This window comes from Paracoccus sp. SM22M-07, from assembly GCF_001887735.1.
In the GTDB taxonomy this organism is placed as follows: Bacteria; Pseudomonadota; Alphaproteobacteria; order Rhodobacterales; family Rhodobacteraceae; genus Paracoccus.
Window position 1 is genome coordinate 436,935 of the sequence record NZ_JPKW01000001.1, and the last position, 13,345, is coordinate 450,279.

Below are 13,345 nucleotides of genomic sequence, written 5' to 3' on the forward strand. Positions count from 1 at the left end.
CCCGGAGAGACCAATGAAGAAGTTCATCAACGACCCCGAGCATTTCGTCGACGAGATGCTGGAGGGCATCTATCTGGCCCATCCCGAAGTGACGCATGTCGGCGACGACCTGCGCTGCTTTGTCCGCAGCGAACCGGTTCCCGGCAAGGTCGGGCTGGTGACGGGCGGCGGTTCGGGGCACCTGCCGCTGTTCCTGGGCTTTGTGGGCCACAACATGCTGGACGGCGCGGGCGTGGGCGGGGTGTTTCAGTCGCCGTCATCCGAACAGGTGCTGGAGGTGACCCGCCATGTCGATCAGGGGGCAGGCGTGCTCTATCTCTATGGGAACTATACCGGCGACCTGATGAATTTCGACATGGCCGGAGAGCTGGCCGGTCTGGAAGACATCCAGACCATGACCGTGCTGGGCCGCGACGACGTCGCCTCCTCGGTCGTCGGAGAGGAACACAAGCGTCGCGGCGTGGCCGGGATCTTCTTCGCCTACAAGGCTGCCGGGGCCGCCGCCGCCGCCATGCACCCCCTGGCCGAGGTGGCCCGCCTGACCCAGAAGGCCAGCGACCGCACCCGCACCATCGGCGTGGCGCTGTCGCCCTGCATCGTCCCCGAGGTGGGTCGGCCCAGCTTCCAGATCGGCGAGGACGAGATGGAGATCGGCATGGGCATCCATGGCGAACCCGGCATCACCCGCAAAAAACTGTCCCCCGCCGACCCGATGGTCGACGAGATGATGGCGCGCATTCTGGCCGAACAGACCTATGACACCGACGGCGACGTCGCCGTGCTGATCAACGGCCTGGGGGCCACCCCGCTAGAGGAGCTGTACGTCATCTATCGCCGTACCGCACAGGTGCTGGAACAGGCCGGCGCCCGCATCAAGCACGTCTTCATCGGCGAATTCGCGACGTCGATGGAAATGGCCGGTGCCTCCATCTCGGTCCTGCAGCTGGATGACGAATTGGAACCGCTGATCGCCATGGATGCGAACACGCCGTTCTTCAAGCATATCGCGCGCTGAGGGAGGACATGATGGAAAAGATCACATCGCAGGACATTCCGCGCCTGTTTACGCGCCTGTCCGAGGTCTTTGCCGACCAGAAGGAGGCGCTGATCACGCTGGATGGCCAGGTCGGCGACAGCGATCTGGGCCTGACCATGGCCAAGGGCTTTGCCGCCGCCGACAAGGCGATGGCCGAATTGGGCGATGCCCCGATCGACGCGCAGCTCAAGACGGCAGGGGCCGCCATCGCCCGCGCCGCCCCCTCGACCATGGGGACGCTGATGGCGACGGGGTTCCTGCGCGGGTCGGCTGCGGCCAAGGATTGCGATGCACTGGGCACGGCGCAGATGGCGCAGTTCTGGGTGGCCTTCCGCGACGGGGTCGCACAGCGCGGCCGCGCGCAGGTCGGTGACAAGACCGTCCTGGATGTGCTGCACCCGATTGCCGAAACCATGAACGCCCAGGCCGATGCGGGCGCGGACCTGACCACGGCCCTGGACGCGGCGCATGCCCGGGCCGTGACCGCGCTGGAGGAGACCAAGGATCTGGTCGCACAGCACGGCAAGGCGGCGGCATTCCAGGAAAAGACCCGCGGCATCCAGGATGCCGGCAGCACCGTCGCGGTCATCCTGATCCAGACCTTTGCCGAATTCGCGCAGGGCAAATCCTGATCCCGACCAAAGGAGAGCAGAATGGAATACAGAACCCTGGGACGCAGCGGGCTGAAGGTTTCGGCCCTGGCGATGGGCACGTTTTCGTTCGGAGGCCGCGGACCCTTCGCCGCCATCGCCAGCCAGGGCGTGCCCGAGGCCGCGCGTCTGATCGATTGCTGCATCGCGAACGGCGTGAACCTGATCGACACCGCGAACATGTATTCGACAGGCCTGTCCGAGGAGATCGTGGGCGAGGTCATGGCGGACCGCAGCCCGGACATCCTGATCTCGTCCAAGGCCAGAATGCGGATCGGCGACGGCCCGAATGACGAAGGCGCCAGCCGCTGGCACCTGATCCGGGAATGCGAACAGTCGCTGAAGCGGCTGCGGCGCGACCATATCGACATCTATCACATCCACGAATGGGACGGGCAGACCCCGGTCGAGGAGACGATGGAGGCGCTGGACACCTTGGTCCGGCAGGGCAAGATCCGCTATGCGGGCTGTTCCAACTATACCGGCTGGCAGATCATGAAATCGCTGATGGCCAGCGACCGCGGTCATTTCCAGCGCTTCGTCACCCAGCAGATCCACTATACCCTGGAGGCGCGCGAGGCGGAATACGAGCTTCTGCCGCTGTCGGTGGACCAAGGCATCGGCGTCACCGTCTGGAGCCCGCTGGCGGCGGGCCTTCTCAGCGGCAAGCACACGCGCCAGCAGCCTGTCGCCCCGGGCAGCCGCCAGGACCGGGGCTGGTCCGAACCGCCCATCCGCGATCAGGACCGCCTGTGGCGCATCGTCGACGTGTTGAACGACATCGCCGCCGCGCATGACGTTCAGGCGGCGCAGGTGGCCCTGGCCTGGACGCTGACGCGACCGGCGGTGGCATCGCTGATCGTCGGCGGCACGTCGACCGGGCAGTTCGACGCGAACTTCCGGGCGCTGGACCTGACCCTGACGCCCGAGGATCTTCGGCGCCTGGATGACGTCAGCCAGCCGCCGCAGATCTATCCGCATTGGCACCAATCGCAATTCGCCGCGCCACGCTTCGGGGCTGCCGACAGGGCCTTTGCCGTCGATCCCGGAACCTCGTGACACTGCCACCCACGATGCGGAACAGGGATCAGGCCGCAATGCGCCCTTCCAGATCCAGCCGCATCGTGGCCATGCCGTGGCGACGGGACAGTTCTTCGTAGCCAGCCGAATAATAAGCGTTGAAGGCCGGGGCGTTGTCGACCTCCACCTTCAGGGTCAGCGTCAATGCGCCCAGGTCCCGCGCCGCCTGTTCGATATGCCCGGTCAGCTCGGCGGCCGCCCCGCCGCGTGCCTCCTGGGCCAGATAGACATAGGTCAGGTGACGGACTTCCGGTCCGATGCCCTCGCGCAGGGCAAAGAACCCCACATCCCGTCCCAATGCGTCCTGAAGGTAGAACGAGACATCCTCTCGGTCCCCCAGCCACTTGCGGTGCCATTCCATCTCATCGAAGGGCACTTTCGCATTGGGATTGATCAGGGGTATGTCCGCATCCGGCAGCATCTTCGCCAAGGGTGCCAGATCGCAGTCGCGATTGCGATGCAGGTTCAGTGCCATGGGTCCTTCCTTTGGTCTGGGCCCGGCATCGCCGCACCGGGCTGCATGATGAAAGCCGCGCGCCTGCCATGGATGAAGGGTTCCGGTCAACCCCGCGGGGGATCGGCACCAGGCCTGCGTCGCGGTGATCCGGGCGCGTAATCGGTCGGTTTCGACCGGAAATCCCGGCCTGCATCCCTGCCCTTGCGACAGATCAGCATCGAAACCGATGCGCGCCGCGCCCCTTGACCGGATGGCGGGGGCTGCCCCTGTCGCGTGACAAGCGCCTTCGAGACGGCTGACGCAATCACCAGCAGAAGAAAGGACCTGCACGTCGTGCAATCCCCGCTTGTCCTGGAACAACCTCAGATTGCCAAATCAGCAGACGAAAATCTTAAAAGCTGAACCTTGCACAAAAGACCTGACTTTTTGGATAGGTCTTTGAAAGGAATACAGAAATTAAAATATTAAACGTGGACAAATAAAAATTTAGCGGTATCTGCTTGACGTCAGAACAGCGTCGGTCACAGCCCCCCAGGCCTGGTGACCGGCCGCGGGACTGCCGGGCGATCACGGCCCGGACAGCATCTCGGTTCAGTTTGCGGTTTGCCTACGGGGCGTTTTTGGGACGACGATCATGACATATTACTACAAGAACTTCGCGTGGACCGCGTTCACCGAAGCCGACCTTCTGGCCAATGGCAAGAACGGCCATGACTTCGGCATGGGCGATTCCTTCGTCATGCAACACGCGACGGTCACGATGTCGACCTTCGACAATGACAGCACGCTGTCGGGCGACAGCTGGTACGACTGGTACGACAAATCCCAGGACCGCTCGGGCCAGGATGCCTATATCGACAACAAGGCCGTCGGCTGCAAGATGTTCGCCGAGCAGTACCACGTGCTGCACGGTTCGGACGGCAAGACCTATTACATGATCGAGATCAAGGTCGAAGGTCATGATTCCGCCGGTGCCGGAAACGGCTATTTCACCTTCTATGGTGCACAGCCCGCCGCCGGGGTCGAACTGTCGGTCGTCAACACCTGCAACGTCGCCGGATCGTGGATCGATTACTCCTGCCTTGGCGCAGGCAAGGCAGCCCCGCCCAATACGCCCCCGACCTTTACCAACGTGCCCGCCAACGGCATCTTCTGCGTCGACGAAAACACCAAGCTGGTCATCGACCTGAACGCCAAGGACGCCGATTGCGACCCGCTGAGCTTTTCGCTGGCGGGCGGCGAGGATGCGGCCCTTTTCGAGATCGACGCCAATACGGGCGTTCTCAGCTTCAAGGCCGCCCCCGATTTCGAGGCGCCCGGATCGAAGGATGGCGACAACCTCTACAAGGTCATCGTCGCGGTCGACGACGGCAAGGGCGGCGTGACCCATGCCGAACTGTCGGTCTGCGTCAAGGACGTGGACGAGACCCCGAAATGCGTCGTCTATGAAGCCGAAGAGATGAAGCTGTCCTGCTATACGGTCAAATGCGCCTCCAGCGCGTCGGGCGGGGAATATATCGCGCTGACCGGCTATCACGGCAGTGCCGCGCAGGTCTTTGACGGCGCCTCGGGCGAATACGACCTGACGCTGCGCTTCTGGGATGCCGCCAGGGGCGACGGTTATATCAAGATCCTGGTGAACGGCCACGAGGTCGGCGCGGCCCGCCTGAACGCCGAAACCAACAAATGGTCCGAGGTCACGCTGGAAGGCCTTGATCTGGCCAAGGGCGATGTCATCACCCTGAAAGGTGCGGGCAACGGCTGCGAATACGCGATCATCGACAACATCAAGCTGTGCCCCGCCGATCCCGCGATCGAACCCGGCGCGCTGGAAGGTCGCCTGTTCGTCGACGCCGACGCCAACGGCCTGGACGATGTCGAGCCGGGCGTGGCGGGCGTGTCCGTCCAGCTGCTGGACAGCGCAGGCAATGTCGTCGCCACCACGACCACCGGCGATGATGGCGGCTATCGCTTCGACGGCCTGCAGCCGGGCGACTATCGCGTGATCTTCCCGACAGCCGTCGAAGGCCGCGTGCTGACCGACCAGAATGTCGGCGCCGACGATCGGATCGACAGCGACGCCGATACCGGCACGGGCGTCACCGACAGCGCGACCGTCGTCGCCGGCGAGGTGACCAAGGATGTCGATGCAGGTCTGACGGATCCCGGCACGGCAAGCCTTGGAAACCTGGTCTTCCTGGATACGGACAAGAACGGCATCCAGAACGGGTCGGAATCCGGTGTCCAGAATGTCACGGTGACGCTGTTCCTGGGCGGCACCGCCATCGCCACGACCACCACCGATGCCGCTGGCAACTACCTGTTCACCGGGCTGAAGGCGGGCACCTATACCGTCGGCTTCACCGAAAAAGCGGGCTTTGACCTGACCGCCGCCAACCAGGGCGGCGACGAGGCCCTGGACAGCGATGCCGATCCGGTGACCGGCCTGACCGGGCCGATCACCTTGGGCATCGGGCAGACCAACCTGGATGTCGATGCGGGCCTGGTGATCGAAAACCGCGCCCCCGAGGCAATGGATGATGCCGCCAAGACCTGCGCCGATGATGCGGTGACGGTGGACGTGCTGGCCAATGACTCGGATCTTGACGGCGATGCGCTGACCATCACCCAGGTCGCGGGCCAGGACATCGCCGAGGGCGGATCGGTCGATGTCGACGGAGTCACCATCGCCCTGGTCGACGGCAAGCTGGTCTTCGACGGATCGGCCGCCTATGCCGACCTGATCCTGGGCCAGAAGGCCACGATCAGCATCAGCTATCAGATCGCCGATGGCGCGGGCGGTTTCGACACCGCCAATGTCGACCTGACCTTCTGCGGCGCCAAGAACACCTTGGAGACGATCAAGGACAGCCTGCCCACCAGCGGCAACATGGTTCTCTCGCTCGATCTGGTTGGCGCCGGCCTGTATCAGACGGTTCTTTCGGGCACCGGCGATGACCGCTTTGACGGCCAAAGCTTCGATGTCGCCTTCTGCGGCAACGCGGGGCTGCCCATCAAGACCGGCGTCGATGTTCCCGTGACCTTCCATCTGGGAACCGAACTGACGGCTCCCGGCTCGATCAAGAATCCCGGAAACCTGGATATGGTCAACTGGATCCTGAACCAGGACTTCAGCGCGCTGGACAATGGCGACGGAAACGGAACCACCTATACCGAGGCGGAAATCCAGGGCGCGATCTGGGGCCTGACCGACAACTTCCTGTTTGTGAACGAAGCCATCCCGGCCTTCGGGACCAAGGCCAATGCCCAGGAGATCTATGACCTGGCGCTGGCCAATGGCGAAGGCTTTGCCGCCGGTGACGGGGATATCGTGTCGATCATCCTCGACCCCACCAGCGACGCCATCGCGGCAGGAAACAAGCAGCCCATCATCATCGGCGTCGAATGGGATGCACTTGAGCAGGATTGCTTCTGCTTCGTCTGATCCTTCGAGGCCGGTCCCCCGGGTCCGGCCTCATCCCGATGTTCCGGAAGGTCCAAGATCCGGAACCGCTCGTCTTGCCGAGCGACACCATCATGGCAAAGTCTTGGACCTTTGCCTTCTGTAAGGATTAATCATCATGAAATTTCTGTCCCTCTCCGCTCTGGCCGGCTCTGCCACGGTGTTCTTCAATTCGGCGGTGTTCGCGTCGACCTGCGAGATGAACCCGGCCGTGTGCCAGCCCACCGTCACCCCGGTTCCGGAAATCAGCGCCCTGGAAGGCACCGCTGCCCTGGCCGCGCTGGCCGCCATCGTGCTGCTGACCTGGGAACGTCGCCGCCGCGCCTACTGATACCTTTTTAAAGGTCCGAAACTTGACAGGCCTGCCCTTTGGCGGGCCTGCTCTCTGATCATCACCTTGTCTTCAAAGGCCCTTGATGAGCGACATGCCCGCCCCCCCGCTTCGCCTGCGCGTTGCCCCCTGCGCCTTGGCGGCAGGGCTGCTGGCGGCGCAGTTCCTGGTCATCGGGATGATCTTCAAGCATGTCATCGACTTCGATTGCCGGGCGAACTGGGGCATCCTGGCCTGCGGCACCGCCAGCAAAAGCCTTGCGGCGCTCTATTGCATGATTGCCGCCGTCGGGCTGTTCGCGATGCTGCGTCCAACCCTGTTTCGTGAACTGCTGTCGGATGCGGGCCATGACACGCGCCCCCTGCTGCTGAACCTTGCCGGTTTCATCCTTGCCATGATCCCCGTCCTGATGCTGAACGGAGCAAGCGGAACCGCGATGATCCTTCCCGCCTTCGCCCTGTGGATTGCGGGAATGGGGCTGATCCTGGCGGGGCTTTTCGGCTGGCTGGCACCTTGGGAACGGTGGCGCGGCTTTCTGGCGCAGGCCGGCCTGCCCCTGGGGGTGGTGCTGTTCGCCAGCGGCATGGCCCCGGCCCTGGCCGTCCGCCTGCAGCCCATCTGGCAGATCGAGACGATCTCGGACGTCACCTTCCGCGTCGTCACCCGGTTGATCGAGCCTCTGGGCTACGACCTCTATATCGACCCTGTCCGCAAGCATATCGGTGAAGGCGACTTCATCCTCTCGATCGCCCCGGCCTGTTCGGGGATCGAGGGGATCGCGCTGGTCATGATCTTCGTCAGCCTCTATCTGTGGCTGTTCCGGTCCGAACTGCGCTTTCCGCGCGCCTTTCTGCTGTTCCCGGTCGGCATCGCGGCCAGCATGGTCCTGAACGCGGTGCGCATCGCGGTGCTGCTGCTGATCGGCCTGAACGGCCAGCCCGAACTGGCTGTCGGCGGGTTTCACAGCCACGCGGGTTGGATGATGTTCACCATCGTGGCCTTGGGCATCATCCTGATCGCCCGTCGCGTTCCGGCCCTGCATCGCGCAGCGATCATTCAGGCGGCACCCGCGACAAGCCTGCCGCCGCTCTGGCGCGATCCGGTGGCCGCGCGCATCCTGCCCTTTGCCGTCTTCATGCTGACCGCCGTGGCCGTGCCCGCCATCAGCACAACCCCGGCGATGTTCTATCCCATCCGGGTGATCCTGGTGGCCGCAACAGTGGCGCTGGTCTGGCCTGTCCTGCAGGGCATCGTCTGGCGGGTTTCGCCCTTGTCCTGGCTGGCGGGCGGACTGGTGGGGCTGATGTGGGTGCTGATCCCGGTGGCCCCATCGGACGGGCCGCTGCCCTATGGCACGCTGTCAGGCGGAATGGTGGTCCTGTGGTTCGTCTTTCGCGGCATCGGGACGGTGCTGCTGGTCCCCCTGGTCGAAGAACTGTTCTTCCGGGATTACCTGGAACAGCGCCTGCGCGGCACGGATCTGGACCGGCCTGCCCCTTGGCCCCGCGTGCTTCTGGCCGCAGTGATCACCGCCGGCCTTTTTGCGGCGCTTCATGACCGTTGGGCCGAGGCCTTTGTCGCTGGACTGGTCTTTTCCGCAGTTGCGCGGCGCAGCGGTCGCATCTCGGACGCCATCGCAGCCCATGCCGCCGCCAACCTGGTGGTCTTTGCCGTCGCCACCATGACGGGCAATCTTGCCATCATCTAGGCGACGGGGCGCAGATACCCGGACGAACAGGGTCGCGTGCGCCTGCGCAACAGTCGGAATGTGCGCGGCACGCCCGTCAGATCGCCCCGAGGTAATAGCCGATCGCTTCCGCCAATTCCGTTTCCTCATAGCCGAAATGAGAGCGCACGACCTCTTCCAACTTGCGGAATATCGTGGCGGCCTGAACGAAGTTCTCATCACTGGGATCTTCGGCCAATACGTCCGCCGCCCGATCAAGGCGGATGATCAGTTCATGCACCACTTCATGCTCGGCCTTCAGCTTTGCCACGACCTCGCGGAACATTCCGCCGCCCGCTGCCTCGACCCTCGGGAACATGTCGGCGCCCTCGATGTCGTGATGAAACTTCAGCACTTGGCACTCGCGCCCGCACAATGATCCGAACGCCCGGAAATTCTCGGCCATATCGAGGGAAAGCACGATCTGCTTGAGGTGCTTGGGCGAGGCTTCCCGCGCTTCGATCCGCACCAGAACCGCACCGATCTGTGCCATTTCCGACAGATAATGACGGTGGATGGCCGCCAGCTGCCGTCCCTGACGCCGATGCCTGTCAGTTGCCTTGGGCACGGGCGGGGCTTTCGGTCGAGCAGCCTCATCAAGGCTGAGGTCGTCCAGAGGTTGGGTTGAAAGATCACGCATGCCCGACAGGAATAGCTTTGCCGATGTGAAGTCAAGAACACGACATCGCCTCCTGACGCTTTCGCCGCGTCGCGCAGGGCCATCTCAGGCTCCGTGACCATTGGACGGCACGCACCCCGCCGGGTGCATGCCGAAATCACCACATCCCGCGCGTCAGTTGTCTTCCGGGCCAGCAGGCACGCCGTCTTTCCACATGTCCCAGTTGCCGACGATATGATCGACCAGAGGCGCACCCACCAGGGCGATGTTCTCGACGGTTTCGGCAAAGCCGCCAGCCGTTTCTCCGGGTGCAGGGTCCAGATGCTCCAAGGTCTTTTCATCCGGATTGCCTTGGTCGAAATTCACGGCCCCCCGGATGGCCGCGATCCGGTCCGTTCCGTGCAGGCGATTGATGACCTGTGCGATCGCGTTGTCTTCCATTTCCGTGACCAGATAGTCGTCGGCCCCATAGATCTCGGTCATGTATTGCGCCTCGGCCGACAAGCCCGGGCCGTGGAAGAAGGTGTCGCCGGTCATGTGCGTGCCGACCTTTACGGAAGGCGCGGCCTGTGCGGCATCATCGGGATAGCGCAAGCGATAGGTTCTGGCTTCTTCGGAATCCTTCAGTTCGACATCCGATGACAGGTCCACACCCCAAGCGACCAGATCGGGGTTCAGCTGGTGCACGCGATAATCTTCGTAACCCTTGCGCGGCATGAAGACCGGCGCACCCGGTTCGCCCTCCTCGGGCGCCCAACGATGGCCAAGGTCATAGTCGATCAGCCAGCTGCCCCAGACCACATCGCCGATGGTTCCCTTGGAGGGCGGCGTTCCCGCAACCCCGGTGATCAGATAATAGGCCTGAGAGAAATCGTAATCAGGGTTCAGCAGAATCGCCTGCATCGACGCGGATGCGTTGACCTTGCCCATGCCCAGAACGGCCCCGCAGACCCCGTCATCGTTGCAATGCACCGGCGCGATGGCGCCGGGCACGTCATTTGCCTGGGCATCCTGCCAGTAGCGTTCATACCAATGCTGATATTCGCCCGCACGATCCCCGGTATTCTCGCCGATCTCGAACATCGAGCCCACGAAGACCTTGACGTGGATCGGCTCGGCCGAAGCCGCTCCTGCCAAGGCCAGAGCAAATGCCGAAGCGGCGAGTGGACGGTTGATCGCAATATGCACGGTGTGTCTCCTGTTTCCGTCAGCTTGTGGACGCACCGAAACCAGTGACGGCGGCTGGCTGCAAGAGCGACCGACATGATAGGGCAAATCGGAACAATCGTCACCCGCCCCTGCCGCAATCACGGGCAGATTGTCCGCTTTCAGTCAGCCACGGCGCCGATACGCTGCCTGTGACATGTGGAAAAGAATCGCGCACGGGTCTGTTGGTGCCGACGGCAGATGCCACGTTGTCGGTTCGGCCGGAAGGCATGGATGCGCCGTCAGGCTGCCGCGAAGTCATTGCCGCCCGCGGTTGTTTGGACGCAACCACGATCAGGCCGCGCATCAGCCCCGGAGCACGATTTTCGGGCGTGATCGGGTCGGGCTTGACCATCTCGGCTCTGGCTCAACGGGTTCAGGTCGGTCAGGTCAGAGCGAACAACAAAGGGCAGCCGACCATGGCCCCGGGTTCCGATCTGGGCGATATGGTTCTGTCTGCTTGGCCCGGCCGCCATTGTCGCACGATGCCTCGAGCGCCAATCACCCAACAAACCTGCTATTGCACCCCTACCACATCCCGGTTCTTGTTTCGCATGGCAGAGGGGGGCACCATGACACTGTGGCCAGACATCGCAGATGCAGAAGACTTTATCCGGTGGCGGTCCGCCCCACATCTCTGGTTGCCCGCCGTCATCCGGATTGCGGAACGCGAAAATATCGACGCCGTGTCGCCGTGTTCATTCGAGACCGGCACCAACCTTGTCGTCGATTTGAACGGCCACGCCATCTTGAAGGTCTTCCCGCCGATCTACGCCGCGCAGTACGCGGTCGAACGATTCGCGCTGCGCCTGCTTGATGGCCGCTTGTCCTTGCCCATCCCCCGGATTCTGGCAGAGGGAGAGGACAGCGGATGGTCATGGCTGATCATCACCAAGCTGCCCGGCACGGTAGGGTCGAAGGTCTGGCCCGCGCTGTCCGAAGGCGACCGCATTTCCATTCTTGGCGATATCGGGCGCGTGATTGCCGAGGTCCAGGCCGTCGATCCCAAAGAGTTGCTGACGATGCAGCCGGCCCGGCCGGATTTCATCCGGCAGCAAGCCGCAGGCTGCATAAAGCGCCACAGACGTCAGGGACTGTCAGAACCGCTTCTGGCCGAACTGCCGGCGCTCATAAGTGCGGTGCCCTCGGTGCTGCCTACGGATGTGCAGCCTGTCATCCTGACCGGGGAATGGATCCCCGAAAACCTGCTTCTGACCGAAACGCCCGATGGCTGGCGACTGTCGGCCGTCACCGATTTCGGCGATGTGATGACAGGCTGGCGTGAATACGACCTACTGGGCCCCAGCACCTTCATGTGCGCGGGCGTCCCGGACAGACTTCGGGCCTTCCCGGACGGATATGGGGTTCATGCGGCGGATTACGACCATGCCATGCGGCGACGCCTGACGACGCTGATGATGCTGCACCGGGCCAGCGACCTGCGCCACGTCGCCATCAGCGACTGGCAGTCCCGTGTCACGGGGTTCCAGGACCTCGAAGACCTCATCTGGCCAAGGACCCTGTGACCACCAGCCCTTGCGGCTGGTGGCTCTGGACCCGTTCGCGTCGATCAGCGCGGTCCGGCATCGGCCGACCGTTACATCGTCAGGGCGATCTTGCCGAAATGAGCGCCGGATTCCTCATGCCGGAAGGCATCGGCGATCTTGTCCAGCGGGAAGCTACTATCGATCACCGGTCGGATGCCCGTGACCTCCAGCGCCCGCACGAAATCGTTCTGCATGGACCGGCTGCCCACGATCAGACCCTGCAGACGCTGCTGCCTGGCCATCAAGGCTGCCGTGGGCACCTCTCCGGATGCGCCGGTCAACACGCCGATCAGCGCAATATGCCCGCCGATCCGACATGCCGTGATCGACTGCGGCAGGGTCGCGGGCCCCCCGACTTCGATCACATGATCGACACCCCGACCGCCGGTCATCTCTTGCACGCGGGCGCCCCATTCACCTTCCGTCTTGTAGTTGATGGTCTGCCGGATGCCCATGTCGCGCAACCGAGCCAGCTTCTCATCCGAGGATGATGTCGCGATGACCTCGGCGCCCATGGCCAGCGCGATCTGGGCGGCAAAGATCGACACGCCGCCGGTTCCAAGGGTCAGCACCGTGTCGCCTGCCTTCAGCGCGCCATCGACGACCAGCGCGCGCCATGCGGTCAGCCCGGCGGTGGTCAGCGTCGCGGCCTCGGCGTGGCTGTAACCTGCCGGAGCCTTGGTGAACCAGTTCGCGCCCCGAACCACGACCTCGCAGGCATAGCCGTCCGTGCCGTCCCCCGGTGTGCCCGAAAAATCAGCGACAGGCGGCGGGCCATCGGACCATTGCGGAAAGAAGCATGAGACGACGTGATCGCCCGCGCGAAACTCCTCGACGCCTTCGCCGACAGCTTCAACAACCCCTGCCCCGTCGGACATCGGCACACGCCCATCCTCGGTCGGCATGCGCCCGGAAACGATGCCATAGTCATGGAAGTTCAAGGACGAGGCATGAATCCGGACGCGAATTTGTCCCGCCTTTGGCTGACCGGGATCTTCAAGATCAACAAGCCGCAGTCGGTCCAGCCCGCCGGGCTGCTCTAGTCTGATGGTTTTCATAGGAGGTCCCGCTGATTGAATGGTGCCTGATCCAGTCGCCAATTGTCGGCCCCGGCAAAGGGAAGACCAATGCCCGCCCGGAAATTGCTTCTGGCACCGAACGTTGCCGTCTGTTCGGCAGTTCCTTCGCGAACCCGCCTGTCGGGCGGCGGCAGATTCAAAAGGTCGACCC

Annotated in this window: 11 protein-coding genes; 7 read left to right on the forward strand and 4 right to left on the reverse strand. The window is 63.5% G+C overall.

Translation table 11 applies throughout. The features are described from left to right. The first annotated feature begins 13 nt into the window (after positions 1-13). From IE00_RS02240 to IE00_RS02250, 3 genes are read left to right on the forward strand one after another with little or no spacing between them, the layout of a single operon-like run. Positions 14-1,015, forward strand: coding sequence for a dihydroxyacetone kinase subunit DhaK (locus IE00_RS02240; RefSeq protein ID WP_072295405.1), 1,002 nt, complete (start codon positions 14-16; stop codon positions 1,013-1,015). 11 nt (positions 1,016-1,026) lie between these two features. Further along, complete coding sequence (locus tag IE00_RS02245) at positions 1,027-1,668, forward strand: dihydroxyacetone kinase family protein (RefSeq protein ID WP_072295649.1); 642 nt, start codon at positions 1,027-1,029, stop codon at positions 1,666-1,668. A 21-nt stretch (positions 1,669-1,689) separates the two neighbouring features. Beyond that, positions 1,690-2,745 (forward strand): aldo/keto reductase, encoded by a 1,056-nt coding sequence (locus IE00_RS02250; protein WP_072295406.1) that lies wholly within the window; start codon positions 1,690-1,692, stop codon positions 2,743-2,745. 28 nt (positions 2,746-2,773) lie between these two features. Here IE00_RS02250 and IE00_RS02255 read toward each other — a convergent pair whose 3' ends face one another. Further along, positions 2,774-3,241, reverse strand: a complete 468-nt coding sequence (locus IE00_RS02255) for an N-acetyltransferase (protein WP_072295407.1) — start codon at positions 3,239-3,241, stop codon at positions 2,774-2,776. 616 nt (positions 3,242-3,857) lie between these two features. Between IE00_RS02255 and IE00_RS02260 the strand changes: the two genes are divergently transcribed. The 3 genes from IE00_RS02260 (at position 3,858) to xrtE (ending at position 8,725) form a co-directional block, all read left to right on the forward strand. Then, positions 3,858-6,668 carry an SdrD B-like domain-containing protein gene (locus tag IE00_RS02260; protein ID WP_072295408.1) on the forward strand — a complete coding sequence of 937 codons (2,811 nt, stop codon included), beginning with the start codon at positions 3,858-3,860 and terminating at the stop codon, positions 6,666-6,668. A gap of 136 nt (positions 6,669-6,804) precedes the next feature. Further along, entirely contained in the window at positions 6,805-7,017 is a 213-nt protein-coding gene (locus tag IE00_RS02265; RefSeq protein ID WP_072295409.1) for a hypothetical protein, read from the forward strand. Between the two features lie 85 nt (positions 7,018-7,102). After that, on the forward strand, positions 7,103-8,725 hold the full coding sequence (xrtE, locus tag IE00_RS02270) for an exosortase E/protease, VPEID-CTERM system (RefSeq protein WP_072295410.1): 1,623 nt from the start codon (positions 7,103-7,105) through the stop codon (positions 8,723-8,725). A 76-nt stretch (positions 8,726-8,801) separates the two neighbouring features. Here the strand turns inward: xrtE and IE00_RS02275 are convergent, their stop codons facing one another. Both IE00_RS02275 and IE00_RS02280 read right to left on the reverse strand, forming a co-directional pair. Continuing rightward, on the reverse strand, positions 8,802-9,383 hold the full coding sequence (locus tag IE00_RS02275) for a hemerythrin domain-containing protein (RefSeq protein ID WP_083553977.1): 582 nt from the start codon (positions 9,381-9,383) through the stop codon (positions 8,802-8,804). 153 nt (positions 9,384-9,536) lie between these two features. Beyond that, entirely contained in the window at positions 9,537-10,550 is a 1,014-nt protein-coding gene (locus IE00_RS02280; RefSeq protein WP_240493769.1) for a purine nucleoside permease, read from the reverse strand. Positions 10,551-10,798: 248 nt separating this feature from the next. On the opposite strand from IE00_RS02280, the gene IE00_RS02285 reads away from it, so the two are divergent. Continuing rightward, positions 10,799-12,094 (forward strand): phosphotransferase family protein, encoded by a 1,296-nt coding sequence (locus IE00_RS02285; protein WP_139291280.1) that lies wholly within the window; start codon positions 10,799-10,801, stop codon positions 12,092-12,094. Between the two features lie 71 nt (positions 12,095-12,165). Here IE00_RS02285 and IE00_RS02290 read toward each other — a convergent pair whose 3' ends face one another. Then, on the reverse strand, positions 12,166-13,173 hold the full coding sequence (locus IE00_RS02290; RefSeq protein ID WP_072295413.1) for an NAD(P)-dependent alcohol dehydrogenase: 1,008 nt from the start codon (positions 13,171-13,173) through the stop codon (positions 12,166-12,168). Positions 13,174-13,345 lie beyond the last annotated feature (172 nt).

What these genes read in the sequence shown, in the direction of transcription:
- IE00_RS02250 (WP_072295406.1), top strand. Translation starts at nt 1,690, where the DNA reads ATGGAATACAGAACCCTGGGACGCAGCGGGCTGAAGGTTTCGGCCCTG.
- xrtE (WP_072295410.1), top strand. Translation starts at nt 7,103, where the DNA reads ATGAGCGACATGCCCGCCCCCCCGCTTCGCCTGCGCGTTGCCCCCTGC.
- IE00_RS02240 (WP_072295405.1), top strand. Translation starts at nt 14, where the DNA reads ATGAAGAAGTTCATCAACGACCCCGAGCATTTCGTCGACGAGATGCTG.
- IE00_RS02290 (WP_072295413.1), bottom strand. Translation starts at nt 13,173, where the DNA reads ATGAAAACCATCAGACTAGAGCAGCCCGGCGGGCTGGACCGACTGCGG.
- IE00_RS02245 (WP_072295649.1), top strand. Translation starts at nt 1,027, where the DNA reads ATGGAAAAGATCACATCGCAGGACATTCCGCGCCTGTTTACGCGCCTG.
- IE00_RS02260 (WP_072295408.1), top strand. Translation starts at nt 3,858, where the DNA reads ATGACATATTACTACAAGAACTTCGCGTGGACCGCGTTCACCGAAGCC.
- IE00_RS02285 (WP_139291280.1), top strand. Translation starts at nt 10,799, where the DNA reads ATGGATGCGCCGTCAGGCTGCCGCGAAGTCATTGCCGCCCGCGGTTGT.
- IE00_RS02265 (WP_072295409.1), top strand. Translation starts at nt 6,805, where the DNA reads ATGAAATTTCTGTCCCTCTCCGCTCTGGCCGGCTCTGCCACGGTGTTC.
- IE00_RS02275 (WP_083553977.1), bottom strand. Translation starts at nt 9,383, where the DNA reads ATGCGTGATCTTTCAACCCAACCTCTGGACGACCTCAGCCTTGATGAG.
- IE00_RS02255 (WP_072295407.1), bottom strand. Translation starts at nt 3,241, where the DNA reads ATGGCACTGAACCTGCATCGCAATCGCGACTGCGATCTGGCACCCTTG.